Source organism: Halomonas denitrificans (assembly GCF_003056305.1).
Lineage (GTDB): Bacteria > Pseudomonadota > Gammaproteobacteria > Pseudomonadales > Halomonadaceae > Halomonas > Halomonas denitrificans.
Genome location: NZ_PYVX01000001.1, coordinates 748,865 through 765,124 on the forward strand (window position 1 = coordinate 748,865; position 16,260 = coordinate 765,124).

Here is a 16,260-nt window from a genome sequence, read left to right on the forward strand (position 1 = left end):
CCGGACACCAGGCGTTGCGCCCCGGCATCCCGCCACCTCCCTGCTTCCGACATGCCGATCGTCGACCGTCACCCGCGCCTGTTCCGGGGCATTGCCGGCGCGCCGTTGACGCCTTTCGACGCCGTGTATAACACTGAAAAAGCCGTGTCTTATCACGGAATGTGCGGCACCTTAACCGCCACCATCTCCATCTTCAACCTGCCAAAACCGTCTCTGATCGACGACATCATTGAATCGGATTTTCGAAGAATCATCCCAGGAAATCCGGCGATATCGGCCGAAAATGGTGTCGCAGAATCAAGACGCAAAGGAGGCATTGCATGAGCTCAACCATCGAGGTTGACACGAACATCACCGCCGAGGAACTCGAGGCTTTGATCCGTGAGGCGGCGCCCGACACGACGGTGAAGCTCGCCGCCGGCGACTTCAGGTTCGACGACGCCATCACCATCGACCGCTCCGACGTCTCCCTGGTGGGCGCGGGGAGCGACGACACGCGACTGACCTTCACCGACACGGCCCTGTCGCGAAACGATGACTACGCGATCCACGTGGATGGCAGCGAGAACACCGACCTCGGGGCGCTTGCCGCCGACGCCGCAGAGGGCGCACGACGCCTGACGCTGCACGACACCCAGGAGATAGCCGTCGGCGACACCCTGCGGATCTGGCAGGACAACGACGATGCCTTCCTCGACGAGATCGGCGACAGCGGCTGGCGCAAGGTGGAGAACGCGGAACTGCGCACCAGCATGGCCAAGGTCGTCGCCATCGAGGGCAACGAGGTCACCCTCGATCGCGGTGTCCGCTTCGATTTCCAGTCGGGCACGGCCGAGGTGGAGCGGCTCGACACGGTGGACAACGTCGGCCTGAAGGGCTTCAGCGTCGGCTTCGAGCTCGGCGAGGCCGATGCCGGCGATTTCTCGAACACCGAGGACGACCTGACCCACTACCGGGCGCTCTACCTGGAAGGCACGGTGAACAGCGACCTCGCGGATATCCAGGTCCATGACGGTCCCTCCACCGCCTTTCGCTTCTCCAAGACCCTGGACCCCGTCGCCGAGAACATCGAGGCCCATGGCGCCTTCAATAAGGGGAGCGGCGGCAACGGCTATGCCTATGAGCTGCACGAGAGCTACGACGGCCAATTCACCGGGCTCGAGGACAGCGGCATGCGCCACAGCCTGGTCTTCGCCTCCTGGCGCTCCTCGATGGGCAACGAGGTCCAGATCGTCGCCACCGACCGCGACATCAACTTCCACGGCGGTCGCGATCACGACAACAGCGTCCGCGTCCTGAGCTCCATCCGGGACCCGGATGCCGACGCCCTGTCAGCGGCGCTCTACGTCAACCGGGACGGCGAGAGCTTCGGCGCCCCCACCGATCCCGAGGCCAACGAGGTGGTCTTCGACTACCTGATCGGCTCACGGCGCGGTGACGAGGTCCAGGGCTCCGACGACGGCGTCTACCTCCATGGCGGCCTGGGCCACGACACCCTGTCGGGAGGGCGCGGCGATGACGTCCTCCAGGGCGGGCCCGGCGACGACTGGTACGACGGCACCGACACGCTCGACGGCGGCCAGGGCATCGACACGGCCCGCTACACCGGCGACTACGCGGACCACCAGATCCAGTTCGCCGAGCAGGGAGTCATCATCACCGGCCAGGGCAGCCACGACACCCTCACCGACATGGAGTTCGCGGTCTTCGGCGACGGCACCACCCTGCATCTCGCCTCGGGGAACGCCTTCCAGGGCACACCCATGGCGATGCCCCGCCCCGAGGAGATCCTCAGCGGTGGCGGCGACGACCCGGCCCTGAAGATCACCAGCCAGGTCACCAGCAGCTGGTCCTCGGGCCATGTCGCCGAGGTGTTCGTCGAGAACGTCTCCGCAGACGACATCCTCAACCCGGAGATAGGCTTCGCGCTGGACGCCACGATCGACACCCTGTGGAACGGCGACGTCACCCGGGAGGCCGACCGCTACTGGGTGCGGGACGACAGCGACGGCGTGCTCGCCGCCGGGGAGAGCTGGCGCTTCTCCTACAAGGCCTACGGGGACGAGACGCCACCGTCCCACCTCGCGGCCCGCACCGAGGACGGCCAGCCCCTGGAGATCCTCGGCAAGGGGGGAGCAAGGCCGGCACTGCTGGACGACGACGCCGAGCTTCTGGTCAGCGGCAACCTCACCAGCCAGTGGTCCTCGGGCTACGTGGCCGAGCTCTTCGTCGAGAACGTCTCGGATGACGACATCATCGACCCGGAGCTGGGCTTCGATCTGCCCGCCGAGATCGAGACCCTGTGGAACGGCGATCTCCTCGAGGGGTCCGAAGGCTACCGGGTCCGGGACGACGGCGAGCTGACCCTCGCCCCGGGAGAGAGCTGGCGCTTTGCCTTCAAGGCGTACGGCGAAGACGCCCTGCCCGCCGAGATGAGCGCCCAGGACGCCTCGGGCGAGGCCCTGGACGTCCAGGTCCTGGGGCTGGGCAACACCAGCGTCGAGGAGATAGCCGGCTGACACGCCACCGGGCGCCCACGAAAAAGGGCACCCGAGGGTGCCCTTTTCGATGCTGAAGGTGTCGCGGCTTACCAGCCGGTGGCGACCTTCAGGGCATCGCCGATCTCGGCCAGGGAACGCACGGTCTTGACGCCCGCCGCCTCGAGGGCGCCGAACTTCTCGTCCGCGGTGCCCTTGCCGCCGGCGATGATCGCCCCGGCATGGCCCATGCGCTTGCCCGGAGGCGCGGTCACGCCGGCGATGTAGGAGACCACCGGCTTGGAGACGTGCTCCTTGATGTAGGCCGCGGCCTCTTCCTCGGCGGTGCCGCCGATCTCGCCGATCATCACGATCGCCTCGGTCGCCGGGTCCTTCTCGAACATCTCGAGGATGTCGATGAAGTTGGAGCCCGGGATCGGGTCGCCGCCGATGCCCACGCAGGTGGACTGGCCGAAGCCGTGATCGGTGGTCTGCTTGACGGCTTCATAGGTCAGGGTGCCGGAGCGCGACACGATACCGACCTTGCCGGGCTTGTGGATGTGGCCCGGCATGATGCCGATCTTGCACTCGCCCGGGGTGATCACGCCGGGGCAGTTCGGGCCGATCAGGCGCACGCCCAGCTCGTCGCACTTCACCTTGACGTCGAGCATGTCCAGGGTCGGGATGCCCTCGGTGATGCAGACGATCAGCTTGATGCCGGCGTTGGCGGCTTCCAGGATGGAATCCTTGCAGAACGGGGCCGGCACGTAGATCACGCTGGCCTCGGCGCCGGTCTGCTCGACGGCTTCCTTGACGGTGTTGAACACCGGCAGGCCCAGGTGCTCCTGGCCGCCCTTGCCCGGGGTCACGCCGCCGACCATCTGGGTGCCGTAGGCGATCGCCTGCTCGGAATGGAAGGTCCCCTGTCCGCCGGTGAAGCCCTGGCAGATGACCTTGGTGTTCTTGTCGATCAGGATGCTCATTACTTGCCCTCCGCTGCCTTGACGACCTGCTGAGCCGCATCGGTCAGGCTGGTAGCAGCGATGATGTTCAGACCGCTGGAGGCCAGTTTCTCGGCACCCAGCTCGGCGTTGTTACCTTCCAGACGCACCACCACCGGCACGTTGACACCGACCTGCTCGACGGCACCGATGATGCCCTCGGCGATCATGTCGCAGCGCACGATGCCGCCGAAGATGTTGACCAGCACGGCCTTGACGTTGTCGTCGGACAGGATGATCTTGAACGCTTCCGCCACGCGCTCCTTGGTGGCACCGCCGCCCACGTCGAGGAAGTTGGCCGGGCTGCCGCCGTTCAGGTTGACGATGTCCATGGTGCCCATCGCCAGGCCGGCGCCGTTGACCATGCAGCCGATGTTGCCGTCCAGGGCCACGTAGTTGAGGTCCCAGGCCGCGGCCTCGGCTTCGCGCGCGTCTTCCTGGGACGGGTCGCGCATCGCCTGCAGGTCCGGATGACGGTAGAGGGCGTTGCCGTCCAGACCGATCTTGGCGTCGAGGCAGTGCAGGTTGCCTTCGTCGGTCACCACCAGCGGGTTGATCTCGAGCAGCGCCAGGTCCTTGTCGTGGAACAGCTTGGACAGGCCCAGGAAGATCTTGGTGAACTGCTTCACCTGGGCGCCTTCGAGGCCCAGGGCGAAGGCCAGTTCACGCGCCTGGTAGGGCTGCGCGCCGACCAGCGGGTCGATCTCGGCCTTGAGGATCTTCTCGGGGGTCTCTTCCGCGACCTTCTCGATCTCCACGCCGCCTTCGGTGGAGGCCATGAAGACCACGCGCTGGGTGCCGCGATCGACCACGGCGCCGAGATAGAGCTCGTTGGCGATGTCGGTGCAGGTCTCGACCAGGATCTTGGTGACGGGCTGACCCTTCTCGTCGGTCTGGAAGGTCACCAGGTTCTTGCCCAGCCAGGATTCGGCGAAGGTCTTGGCCTCTTCCGGATCCTTGATCAGCTTGACGCCACCGGCCTTGCCGCGGCCACCGGCGTGGACCTGGGCCTTGACCACCCACATGTCGCCACCGATCTTCTTGCAGGCCTCGGCGGCCTCCTCGGGGGTGTCGACGGCGAAGCCCTTGGACACCGGCAGGCCGTAATCGGCAAACAGCTGCTTGCTCTGATACTCGTGAAGGTTCATCGATTCATGCCATTGGTTGCATGTGACTCGAACGGTGACACGGCCCGACGCCTCGGGGTGGCGGGCAGCGTGTCACCACCGTTCGCTTCCGATACATGGTCGGAAGCGATGCGCCACCTGGCGGTGGCGCTTGTTGTCCTTACTTCTTCTTCTTGCGGTTGGCCATGTGGATGGCATGGCCCTCGACGGCCAGCGCCGCCTCGTGCACCGCTTCCGACATGGTCGGGTGCGCGTAGCAGGTCAGCGCCAGGTCCTCGGCGCTGGAGCCGAACTCGAGCGCGATGACGCCCTGGGCGATCATCTCGCCGGCATGCTGGCCGACGATGTGCACGCCCAGCACGCGATCGGTCTCGGCGTCGGCGATGATGCGCGCCATGCCCTCGGTGGCGTTGTTGGCCATGGCCCGGCCGCTGGCCGCGAACGGGAAGGCGCCGACCTTGACCTCGATGCCGGCCGCCTTGGCGTCCTGCTCGGTCATGCCGACCCACGCCACCTCGGGGAAGGTGTAGATGACGTTGGGGATGGCGTCGTAGTTCATCTCGGCCTTATGGCCGGCGATGATGTCGGCGACCATGATGCCCTCTTCGGAGGCCTTGTGCGCGAGCATCGGGCCGCGCACGCAGTCGCCGATGGCGTAGACGCCCGGCACGCTGGTGCGGCACTGGTCGTCTACGTGGATGAAGCCGCGCTCGTCGGTGTCGACGCCCACGCCGTCGGCGATCACGCCCTGGGTGTAGGGCTTGCGGCCGACGCAGACGATCAGCTTGTCGAAGGTGATCTCCTGGTCGCCGTCGGCGTCGGCGTACTTGACGACGACTTCCTCACCCTTGACCTCGGAGCCGGTCACGCGCGCGCCCAGCTTGATGTCCAGGCCCTGCTTCTTGAGCAGCTTCTGGGTCTCCTTGGCGACGGGGCCGTCGACCATCGGCAGGAAGCTGTCCATGGCCTCGAGCACGGTGACCTCGGAGCCCAGGCGGTTCCACACGCTGCCGAGCTCCAGGCCGATGACGCCGGCGCCGATCACGCCCAGGCGCTTCGGGGTCTCCTGGAATTCCAAGGCGCCGGTGGAATCGACCACCAGGCCTTCCTTCAGCGGGGTCGGCGGGATCTCGACCGGCACGGAGCCGGCGGCCACGACGATGTTGTCGGCCTCGTAGGTGGTCGCGTTGCCGTCGCGGTCGGTGACCTCGACCTGCTTGTTGCCGGTCACCTTGCCGGTGCCCTCGATGGCGGTGACGCCGTTGGCCTTGAACAGACCGGAGATGCCGCCGGTCAGGTTCTTCACGATCTTGTCCTTGCGGGCCATCATCTTCTTGACGTCCATGGTGACGTCACCGGCCTGGATGCCCATGTCGTCGAAGTCGTGCTTGGCCTCGACGAACTTGTGGGAGGCCTCGAGCAGCGCCTTGGACGGGATGCAGCCCACGTTGAGGCAGGTGCCGCCGTGCACGACCTTGCCTTCCTTGCCGATCCACTTCTCGACGCAGGCGGTCTTCAGGCCCATCTGGGCGGCACGAATGGCGGCCACGTAGCCGCCGGGGCCCGCGCCGATCACGATCACATCAAACTTGTCAGCCATGTTGGCTCCTTTGTGGCTTGTTGCTGGAAGACGTTGCCGGCTTCGCGAATCAGATGTCGAGCAGCAGGCGTGCCGGGTCTTCGAGCAGTTCCTTGATGGTCACCAGGAAGCGGACCGCGTCCTTGCCGTCGATCATGCGGTGATCGTAGGAGACGGCCAGGTACATCATCGGGCGGATCTCGACCTTGCCGTTCACGGCCATCGGACGCTCCTGGATCTTGTGCATGCCCAGGATCGCGGTCTGCGGCGGGTTGAGGATCGGCGTCGACATCAGCGAGCCGAAGGTGCCGCCGTTGGTGATGGTGAAGGTGCCGCCCTGCATCTCGTCGATGCCGAGCTTGCCGTCACGGGCCCGCTTGCCGAAGTCGACGATGCCCTTCTCGACGTCGGCGATCTTCATGCTGTCGGTGTCGCGCAGCACCGGCACGACCAGGCCGCGGTCGGTGGAGACCGCCACGCCGATGTCCTGGTAGCCGTGGTAGACGATGTCGGTGCCGTCGATGGAGGCGTTGACGTCCGGGAAGCGCTTGAGGGCCTCGGAGGCGGCCTTGACGAAGAAGCCCATGAAGCCGAGCTTGACGTCGTGGGCCTTCTGGAAGGTCTCCTTGTACTGCGCGCGCAGCTCCATCACCGCGCTCATGTCCACCTCGTTGTAGGTGGTGAGCATGGCGGCGGTCTGCTGGGCCTGGACCAGGCGCTTGGCGATGGTCTGGCGCAGGCGGCTCATCGGCACGCGCTTCTCGGGGCGCTCGCCCTCGACGACCGGGGCCGCCGCGGCGGCGGCCTGGGCACCACCGGCCGGCTTGGCCGCCTTCTTGGCACTGCCGTCCTTCACGGCCCTCTGCACGTCCTCCTTGAGGATCCGGCCACCCTTGCCGGTACCCTCGATCTTCTCGACGTCGACGTCATGCTCGGCGACCAGCTTGCGGGCGGCCGGCGCGAGGATCTTGCCACCGACCTTCTCGTCGCTGGCGCCGTCATCGGCGGAGGCCGCCGGCTTCTCCTCGCCCGTGGTGGCCGGCTTGGAGCCGCCGCCGGCGCCCTCGGTGAAGGTGGCCAGCACCTGCTCGGAGGTCACCTGGCTGCCCTCCTCGGCCTGGATCTCGGTGAGCGCACCGTCGGCCGGGGCGACGACCTCGAGGACCACCTTGTCGGTCTCGATCTCGGCCAGCACCTCGTCGCGCTTGACCTCCTCGCCGACCTGCTTGGCCCAGCTGGCCACGGTGCCTTCCTGGATGGACTCGGGGAAGGTCGGGGCCTTGACCTCGTGGGTCTTGCCGCCGGCGGCCGGCGCCTCGGCCTTGGCCTCGCGCTTCGGCGCGTCCTGGCTGTCAGCCGGCGCCTCGTCCTTGGTCTCGTCCTGGGTCTCGCCCTTGGCCTCACCCGCGCCGAGGCGACCCAGCAGCTGCTCGGACTCCACGGTGTCGCCCTCTTCCACCAGCACCTCGGAGAGGGTGCCGGCCTCGGGAGCCACGACCTCGAGCACCACCTTGTCGGTCTCGATCTCGACGATCAGCTCGTCACGCTCGACGCTGTCGCCGGGCTTCTTGTGCCAGGCGGCCACGCTGCCTTCGGCAACGGATTCCGGAAAGGTGGGTGCCTTGATATCGGTAGCCATGTCGTATCCCTTGTATGTTCTCTCTCGTCCCGGTGGGACGCCTCACAGATTGAAGGCGTCTTCCACCAGCTGGCGCTGCTGTTCGGTATGCACGGACATGTAGCCCGCCGCGGGAGCCGCCGATGCCGGGCGACCGGCGAACTTGAGCTTGCCGCCCAGGCCGTCGCGCAGCAGGTCGGCCACGGCCCGCATGTGGTGCTGGCTCGAGTACCAGGCGCCCTGGTTGAGCGGCTCTTCCTGGCACCAGACCACGTCGGTGACGTTGGTGTAGTCCTGGATCGCGGCGAGGAGCTCCTCCTTGGGGAAGGGATAGAGCTGCTCGATGCGCAGGATGGCCACGTCGTCGCGGGCGTTCTCGTCGCGCCAGTTGGCCAGGTCGTAGTAGACCTTGCCGGCACACAGCACGATGCGCTCGACCTTCTGCGCCTCGAGGTTGCCCTGGTCGGGCAGCACCATCTGGAAGTTGCCCTCGGCCAGCTCCTCGAGGCTCGAGGTCGCCGACTTGTGGCGCAGCAGGCTCTTGGGCGACATCACCACCAAGGGCTTGCGCAGCGGACGGATCACCTGGCGGCGCAGCAGGTGGAAGATCTGCGCCGGGGTGGTCGGCACGCAGACCTGCATGTTGTGCTCGGCGCACATCTGCAGGAAGCGCTCCAGGCGGGCCGAGGAGTGCTCGGGGCCCTGCCCCTCGTAGCCGTGGGGCAGCAGCATGGTCAGGCCACAGAGACGCTCCCACTTGGTCTCGCCGGAGGAGATGAACTGGTCCACCACCACCTGGGCGCCGTTGAAGAAGTCGCCGAACTGGGCTTCCCAGATCACCAGGTCGTTGGGCGCGGTGGTCGCGTAGCCGTACTCGAACGCCAGCACCGCCTCCTCGGAGAGGAAGGAGTCGTGGATGGTGAAGCGCGGCTGGCCGTCGGCCATGTGCTGCAGCGGCACGTGGACGCTGCCGTCCTTCTGGTTGTGCACCACCGCGTGGCGGTGGGAGAAGGTGCCGCGACCCACGTCCTGGCCGGTGAGGCGGATCGGGTGGCCCTCGTCGAGCAGCGTGGCGTAGGCCAGCGTCTCGGCGAAGCCCCAGTTGATGGCCATGCCGCCGGCCTGCATCTTGCGGCGATCCTCGTAGATCTTGGCCACCTGGCGCTGCACGGTCACGCCGTCGGGGATCTCGCACATCTTGCCGGCGAGGCGCTGCAGGCGCTTCATCTCGACCCGGGTGTCGGCATGGCCGCTCCACTCGTGGCCCAGATAGGGCGTCCAGTCGACGAACAGCGACTTGTTGGGCTTCTGCACCAGGGCGTTGGCCACATGGTTGCCGGCCATCAGGTCGTCGCGGTACTTCTCCATCATCGCCTTGGCGTCGTCATCGGAGAGCAGCCCCTCCTTGACCAGGCGCTCGACGTAGCGGGTCCGCGAGGACGGATGGTCCTTGATCTTGCTGTACATCATCGGCTGGGTGCCGGACGGCTCGTCGGCCTCGTTGTGGCCGCGGCGACGATAGCAGACCAGGTCGATGACCACGTCCTTCTTGAACTGCTGGCGGTAGTCCAGCGCCACCTGGGTGGCGTGCAGCACGGCATCCGGGTCGTCGCCGTTGACGTGGAAGATCGGCGCCTGGACCATCTTCGCGATGTCGGTGCAGTACTCGGTGGAGCGCGAGTCCTGCGGGTGCGAGGTGGTGAAGCCGACCTGGTTGTTGATCACGATGTGCAGGGTGCCGCCGGTGCGGTAGGCACGGGTCTGCGACATCTGGAAGGTCTCCATGACCACGCCCTGGCCGGCGAAGGCCGCGTCGCCGTGGACGTTGATCGGCAGCACCTTGTCGCCGACCGGGTCGTTGCGGCGATCCTGGCGGGCCCGCACCGAGCCCTCGACCACCGGCGCGACGATCTCCAGGTGGGAGGGGTTGAACGACAGCGCCAGGTGGACCTCGCCCCCCGGGGTCATGACGTTCGAGCTGAAGCCCTGGTGGTACTTCACGTCACCGGAGCCGCGCTCGATCACCTTCTTGCCGTCGAACTCGTCGATCAGCTCGGAGGGATTCTTGCCGAGGATGTTGACCAGCATGTTGAGGCGCCCGCGGTGGGCCATGCCGATGACCACTTCCTTGGTGCCGTAGCTGCCGGCGCGCTGGATCAGCTCGTCCATCATCGGAATGAAGCACTCGCCCCCCTCGAGGCCGAAGCGCTTGGTGCCCGGGTACTTGGAGGCCAGGTAGCTCTCCAGGCCCTCGGCGGCGGTCAGCCGCTCGAGCACGTGCTTGCGCACGTCGGGGCTGAAGTTCGGGGCGCTGCGCACCGACTCGAAGCGCTGCTGCAGCCAGCGTTTCTCCTCGGTGTCGACGATGTGCATGACCTCGCAGCCGATGGAACGGCAGTAGGTCTGCTCCAGCGCCGCGACGATCTCCTTCAGCGGCGCCTTGTCCAGCCCCATGAAGAAGGAGCCGGTCTGGAACTCGGTGTCCAGGTCCGCCTTGGAGAGCTGGTGGAAGGAGAGATCGAGGTCGGGAACCGGGGTGGGACTGCGCAGGCCGAGGGGGTCGATGTCGGCCTTCTGGTGCCCGCGGAAGCGGTAGGCGTTGATCAGCTGGAGTACCTTGACCTGCTTCTTTCCCTCCCCGCTCTCGGCGGCGACGTGCGCAGTACGACGCTGCTGGCCCAGCTGATAGAACTGGTCGCGAACCGGGGTGAGGGGAACGTCCTGGCTGGCCCCGCCCTCGGGTCGCGGCAACTCGTCGAAGTACTGGCGCCATTCGTCGGGAACGGCGGAAGGGTCATCGAGGTACTGCTCGTAGAGCGCTTCCACATAGTGAGCATTGCCGCCACTCACGTGGGAGGAGCGCCACATCAACTCCATTATGCCTTGTTGCATCTCTTGGTCACCCTGCACTGATGGGGTGGTATCGGCGCCGACACGACTCGACCGTATCGACATCGCTGATGCTCTGCCGGAGGAAGAGCATCCTGAATTCCATGGTCAAGAGCCGGTGCCCAGGGCACCGGCTCTTTACATCACGCTCCGCACCGGACTCGGCTGCGGCAGCTTGCCGCAGCCCGAGAGCGGTGCACATGATAACAAGCTGGACGCCACGATTTAAGTGGCATCGGCCAGCAGCATCTCGCGAATCTTGCCGATCGCGCGGGTCGGGTTCAGCCCCTTCGGGCAGACCGCGACGCAGTTCATGATCCCGCGGCAGCGGAACACGGAGAACGGGTCCTCGAGCTCGGCCAGGCGCTCGCGGGTCGCGCCGTCACGCGAGTCGGCGAGGAAGCGATAGGCCTGCAGCAGGCCGGCCGGACCGACGAACTTGTCCGGGTTCCACCAGAACGACGGGCAGGAGGTCGAGCAGCAGGCGCACAGGATGCACTCGTAGAGGCCGTCGAGCTTGTCACGCTCTTCCGGCGACTGCAGGCGCTCGATGGCCGGCGCCGGGTCGTCGTTCTGCAGGTACGGCTGGATGCGCTCGTACTGCTTGTAGAACAGCCCCATGTCGACCACCAGGTCGCGGATGACCGGCAGGCCCGGCAGCGGGCGCAGCACCAGCTTGTTGCCCTTGACCACCTCGGAGAGCGGGGTGATGCAGGCCAGGCCGTTCTTGCCGTTCATGTTCATGCCGTCGGAGCCGCACACGCCCTCGCGGCAGCTGCGACGGTAGGCCAGGCCGTTGTCCTGCTCCTTGGCCAGGTGCAGGACGTCGAGCACCATCAGGTCGCGACCCTGGGTGTCGACCTGGAACTCCTGCATGAAGGGCGCGGAGTCGGTTTCCGGGTTGTAGCGGTACAGGGATACCTGAAGCTTGGACATCGTGACTCCCCCTTAGTAGGTGCGGACTTTCGGCTCGAACATCTCGACGGTCTTGGGCGCGAAGTTGACGTCGCGCTTGCCCAGGCGCTTCTCGGCCGGGAAGTAGAGCGAGTGCTTCAGCCAGTTGACGTCGTCGCGATCCGGGTAGTCGTAGCGGGAATGGGCGCCACGGCTCTCCTTGCGCTCCAGGGCCGCGATGGCGGTGGCTTCGGCCACTTCCATCAGGTTGTCCAGCTCCAGCGCCTCGACGCGCGCGGTGTTGAAGGTGCTGGACTTGTCCGGCAGGTAGGCGTTGTCGATCCGGGCGCGCAGCTCTTCCAGGCGCTTGACGCCCTCGACCATGTTTTTCTCCTCGCGGAACACGCCGAAGGAGGTCTGCATGATGTCCTGCAGCTCGCGCTTGAGGTCGGGCACGGTCTCGCCGCTCTCGGACTCGTTCCAGCGGGTGATGCGCTTCATCGCCGACTCGACGTCGGACTCGGAGGCCTCGAGGTACTCGATGCCCTCGTTGAGTGCGCCCTCGATGAACATGCCGGCCGCGCGACCGAAGACCACCAGGTCGAGCAGCGAGTTGCCGCCCAGGCGGTTGGCGCCGTGGACCGACACGCAGGCCGCCTCGCCGCAGGCGAACAGGCCGTTGACGATCTGGTCGTTGCCGTCGGCGTCCTGCATGATCGCCTGGCCGTGCACGTTGGTCGGGATCCCGCCCATCATGTAGTGGCAGGTCGGCACCACCGGGATCGGCTCCTTGGCCGGATCGACGTGGGCGAAGGTCTTGGAGAGCTCGACGATGCCGGGCAGGCGCTTGCCGAGGACTTCCTCACCGAGGTGATCCAGCTTGAGGTAGACGTGGTCGCCCTTCTCGCCGCAGCCGCGGCCCTCGAGGATCTCCATGACCATGGAGCGCGCGACCACGTCGCGGCCGGCCAGGTCCTTGGCGTTGGGCGCGTAGCGCTCCATGAAGCGCTCGCCGTCCTTGTTGACCAGGTAGCCACCCTCGCCGCGGCAGCCCTCGGTCACCAGGGTACCTGCGCCGTAGATGCCGGTCGGGTGGAACTGCCACATCTCCATGTCCTGCATCGGGAAGCCGGCGCGCAGCGCCATGCCGATGCCGTCGCCGGTATTGATCAGGGCGTTGGTGGTGGAGGCGAAGATGCGCCCGGCCCCGCCGGTGGCCATGACGGTGGCCTTGGACTTCACGTGCACCACTTCACCGGTCTCGATGTCCATGGCGATGCAGCCCACCACGTCGCCGTTGGCGTTCTTGACCAGGTCGACGGCGTACCACTCGTTGAGGAAGGTGGTGTTGTTCTTCAGGTTGTTCTGGTAGAGCGTGTGCAGCAGGGCGTGACCGGTACGGTCGGCCGCGGCGCAGGTGCGTGCCGCCTGGCCGCCCTTGCCGAAGTCCTTGGACTGGCCGCCGAACGGACGCTGGTAGATGCGGCCGTTGTCGAAGCGGGAGAACGGCAGGCCCATGTGCTCGAGCTCGAAGACCGCCTTGGGGCCCTCGGAGCACATGTACTCGGAGGCGTCCTGGTCGGCGATGTAGTCGCCGCCCTTGACGGTGTCGTACATGTGCCAGCGCCAGTCGTCGTTCGGATCGGCGGAGGCGATGGCGCAGGTGATGCCGCCCTGGGCGGAGACGGTGTGCGAGCGGGTCGGGAAGACCTTGGAGAGCACGGCGGTCTTCTTGCCGGACTTCGCCAGCTCCAGGGCGGCCCTCAGGCCGGCGCCGCCGCCGCCGATGATGATGGCGTCGAAAGACAGGCTACGCATGTTGGACATGAATCAGGCTCCCCACAGAACGGTGATGCCCCAGACCAGGAACACGAAGATGGCCAGGATGATGATGAGCTGCGTACCGATGCGAATACCGGTCGGCTTGAGATAGTCGGTGGTCACGGTCCACAGCCCGACCCAGGCGTGGGCGGCCAGCGAGATGAAGGCCAGCAGCGAGAAGATGCGCATCCAGGTCTGGGCGAACAGACCGCTCCAGGCCGCGTAGTCGAGGCCCGGGCTGAACAGCAGGAAACCGACGATGAAGAGAGAGTAGAGCGCCAGGATGACGGCAGAGACGCGCTGCAGCAGCCAGTCGGAGAGGCCGCTGCGCCCGAAGTTCGTGATGTTGGTTACCATACCCAGACTCCAGCCAGAATGATCAGGACCGCACTCACCACCACGGTGATCTGTGCCTTCTTGACGCCACCCTCCAGGGTCACGCCGATATCCATGTCCATCAGCAGGTGCTTGATGCCGGCCACGAAGTGGAAGGCCAGCGCGGAGAGCAAGCCCCAGGCGACCAGCTTGGCCAGGAAGTTATGGGCCAGGGCATCGCTGACGGCGGCGAAGCCGGCCGGCGAGGACAGTGACGCGTCCAGCGCCCAGAAGGCGAAGATCAGGCCGATGAAGAGGATGACGCCGGTGATGCGGTGGGCGATCGACGTCAGGGCGGGAAGGGGGAACTGTATCGTGGACAGATCCAGATTTACGGGTCGTTTGCTATTCACGGCTCTACACACTCTCTTGGCCCGCTCTTCTTCGTCCGACAAGGCCCGAGCGGGCGGTGGTTACGGGAAGGGACACGATCGTGGCCGAGTTGGACACGACCACCGACTCCTGCCAGTCGCGCGCTGAGATTATAGGGTCATCACCCTTTCATGACAAATGAACCCAGGGCCGGGTCGACCATGGTGGAAGGCCGAGTTATCGGCCTTGGCGCGGTCTGACCCGGGGTCCGGGGCGTTGACCGGAACCCTCGCGCCTGACAATGGTGCACGGCACCATTTATTGTACAAATCTATTTCAAGATAATAGCAAATGTACAGCCATGGGCGCCTAATGGTGGAATTGACAATCTCGAGGACGCTTCTATAGTGGGCGAACCTTTTCGCCGGCACCTGCAGCGAAATAACCCAATATCGTCCCCCCATGAACTCGAGAGGAGGCCAGTTATGGCTGACAGGAAAGCGACATTGACGGTAGACGGCCTGGACAATCCGATTGACCTGCCGATCTACTCCGGCTCCCTGGGCCCCGACGTCATCGACGTCCGCGGCCTCGGCGCCCAAGGCCTCTTCACTTACGACCCCGGCTTCATGGCCACCTCTTCCTGCCAGTCGGCGATCACCTACATCGACGGTGGCAACGGCGTGCTGCTGCACCGCGGCTACCCGATCGACCAGCTGGCCAAGCACTCCGACTTCGTCGAGACCTGCTATCTCCTGCTGTTCGGCGAGCTGCCCGACGACGCGCAATACGAAGACTTCAAGTCGCGCGTGACCAACCACACCATGGTCCACGACCAGATCATCAACTTCTTCAAGGGCTTCCGCCGCGACGCTCACCCGATGTCGATCCTGTGTGGCGTGGTCGGTGGCCTGGCCGCCTTCTATCACGACCATCTGGACATCACCAAGCAGGAAGACCGCGAGATCAGCGCCGTGCGCCTGATCGCCAAGATGCCAACCCTCGCGGCGATGTCCCACAAGTACAACGTCGGCCAGCCGTTCAACTATCCCCGCAACGACCTGACCTATGCAGAGAACTTCCTCTACATGATGTTCAGCAACCCGTGCGAGGAGTACCGGATCAACCCGGTCTACGCCAAGGCCATGGACCGCATCTTCATGCTCCATGCCGACCACGAGCAGAACGCCTCCACCTCCACGGTGCGCCTGGCCGGCTCCACCGGCGCCAACCCCTTCGCCTGCATCAGCGCCGGCATCGCCGCGCTCTGGGGCCCGGCCCACGGCGGCGCCAACGAGGCCGTGCTGAACATGCTCGACGAGATCGGCGACGACTCCGAGGAGAACATCCAGCGCTTCATCGACAAGGCGAAGGACAAGAACGACCCCTTCAAGCTGATGGGCTTCGGTCACCGTGTCTACCGCAACTTCGATCCGCGTGCCAAGGTGATGAAGGAGACCTGCGACGAGGTGCTGGCCGAACTGGGCCTCGCCGACGACCCGCAGCTGAAGATCGCCAAGCGCCTGGAGCAGATCGCCTTGGAGGACGAGTACTTCATCGAGCGCAAGCTCTACCCGAACGTCGACTTCTACTCCGGCATCATCCTCAAGGCCATGGGCATCCCGAAGAACATGTTCACCGTGATCTTCGCCGTCTCGCGCACCATCGGCTGGATCTCCCACTGGCACGAGATGCTCAGCGATAGCTACAAGATCGGTCGCCCGCGCCAGCTCTACACCGGTCACGACAAGCGCGACTACCCGGCCAGCTGAGCCGCGAGCGCTACCGTCGACACCGCAAGAGGCCGCCCCGAGGGGCGGCCTTTTTGATTGCGCGCAAGTAGCGCCCAACGCACGACAGCGCTGACGGGCGCGCCATGCACGGGCAGCGGGCAGCGCGCATCGGCCAAGGTGTCGCGCCGAGGCGCGCCCGCCACCAGGGCGCAAGAGCGCCACGCCAGCCCGTCGACTGGGCATCAGCAGATAGCCAGGCACCGACACAACAGGGCCGGCAGGAGAGCCCCGAGAAAGCCGCCCGGGGCCGACAGCGGACCTCCGGCAGGCGAGCCGCCCAGGGCGCCTCGAGAGACCCCGCTCAGGCGCTCGACGGAACAAGCCCTACCTCTCCCCTGCCGCAGGCGACGACGCTTCTCGGCGTGCGCGGCGGG

Annotated in this window: 12 protein-coding genes; 3 read left to right on the forward strand and 9 right to left on the reverse strand. The window is 66.1% G+C overall.

The features are described from left to right. The first annotated feature begins 51 nt into the window (after nucleotides 1-51). Together C9F13_RS17425 and C9F13_RS17755 are read left to right on the forward strand one after the other, a co-directional pair. On the forward strand, nucleotides 52-324 hold the full coding sequence (locus C9F13_RS17425) for a hypothetical protein (RefSeq protein WP_157955158.1): 273 nt from the start codon (nucleotides 52-54) through the stop codon (nucleotides 322-324). Beyond that, complete coding sequence (locus C9F13_RS17755) at nucleotides 321-2,519, forward strand: cellulose binding domain-containing protein (protein WP_157955159.1); 2,199 nt, start codon at nucleotides 321-323, stop codon at nucleotides 2,517-2,519. Before C9F13_RS17425 ends, C9F13_RS17755 begins: the two co-directional genes overlap by 4 nt. 68 nt (nucleotides 2,520-2,587) lie before the next feature. Here C9F13_RS17755 and sucD read toward each other — a convergent pair whose 3' ends face one another. From sucD to sdhC, 9 genes are all read right to left on the reverse strand, one after another. Next, on the reverse strand, nucleotides 2,588-3,460 hold the full coding sequence (gene sucD, locus C9F13_RS03365) for a succinate--CoA ligase subunit alpha (protein WP_108444798.1): 873 nt from the start codon (nucleotides 3,458-3,460) through the stop codon (nucleotides 2,588-2,590). Next, complete coding sequence (gene sucC / locus C9F13_RS03370) at nucleotides 3,460-4,626, reverse strand: ADP-forming succinate--CoA ligase subunit beta (RefSeq protein WP_089847805.1); 1,167 nt, start codon at nucleotides 4,624-4,626, stop codon at nucleotides 3,460-3,462. The genes sucD and sucC overlap by 1 nt, the downstream gene beginning before the upstream one ends. A 139-nt stretch (nucleotides 4,627-4,765) precedes the next feature. Further along, nucleotides 4,766-6,205: a dihydrolipoyl dehydrogenase gene (gene lpdA, locus C9F13_RS03375; protein WP_108444799.1), complete on the reverse strand. Its 1,440-nt coding sequence runs from the start codon at nucleotides 6,203-6,205 to the stop codon at nucleotides 4,766-4,768. Nucleotides 6,206-6,254: 49 nt separating this feature from the next. Then, a complete protein-coding gene (gene odhB, locus C9F13_RS03380; protein ID WP_108444800.1) occupies nucleotides 6,255-7,823 on the reverse strand; it encodes a 2-oxoglutarate dehydrogenase complex dihydrolipoyllysine-residue succinyltransferase in 1,569 nt (522 codons plus the stop codon). A gap of 42 nt (nucleotides 7,824-7,865) precedes the next feature. Next, a complete protein-coding gene (locus C9F13_RS03385) occupies nucleotides 7,866-10,694 on the reverse strand; it encodes a 2-oxoglutarate dehydrogenase E1 component (RefSeq protein ID WP_108444801.1) in 2,829 nt (942 codons plus the stop codon). Nucleotides 10,695-10,916: 222 nt separating this feature from the next. Further along, entirely contained in the window at nucleotides 10,917-11,627 is a 711-nt protein-coding gene (locus C9F13_RS03390) for a succinate dehydrogenase iron-sulfur subunit (protein ID WP_108444802.1), read from the reverse strand. A 12-nt stretch (nucleotides 11,628-11,639) separates the two neighbouring features. After that, nucleotides 11,640-13,412, reverse strand: a complete 1,773-nt coding sequence (gene sdhA, locus C9F13_RS03395) for a succinate dehydrogenase flavoprotein subunit (RefSeq protein WP_108444803.1) — start codon at nucleotides 13,410-13,412, stop codon at nucleotides 11,640-11,642. A gap of 3 nt (nucleotides 13,413-13,415) precedes the next feature. Next, nucleotides 13,416-13,763 carry a succinate dehydrogenase, hydrophobic membrane anchor protein gene (gene sdhD, locus C9F13_RS03400; RefSeq protein WP_108444804.1) on the reverse strand — a complete coding sequence of 116 codons (348 nt, stop codon included), beginning with the start codon at nucleotides 13,761-13,763 and terminating at the stop codon, nucleotides 13,416-13,418. After that, complete coding sequence (gene sdhC, locus C9F13_RS03405) at nucleotides 13,757-14,134, reverse strand: succinate dehydrogenase, cytochrome b556 subunit (RefSeq protein ID WP_211310892.1); 378 nt, start codon at nucleotides 14,132-14,134, stop codon at nucleotides 13,757-13,759. Before sdhC ends, sdhD begins: the two co-directional genes overlap by 7 nt. Nucleotides 14,135-14,578: 444 nt before the next feature. Here sdhC and gltA point away from each other — a divergent pair, with 444 nt between their 5' ends. Further along, nucleotides 14,579-15,865: a citrate synthase gene (gltA, locus tag C9F13_RS03410; RefSeq protein ID WP_108444806.1), complete on the forward strand. Its 1,287-nt coding sequence runs from the start codon at nucleotides 14,579-14,581 to the stop codon at nucleotides 15,863-15,865. Nucleotides 15,866-16,260 lie beyond the last annotated feature (395 nt).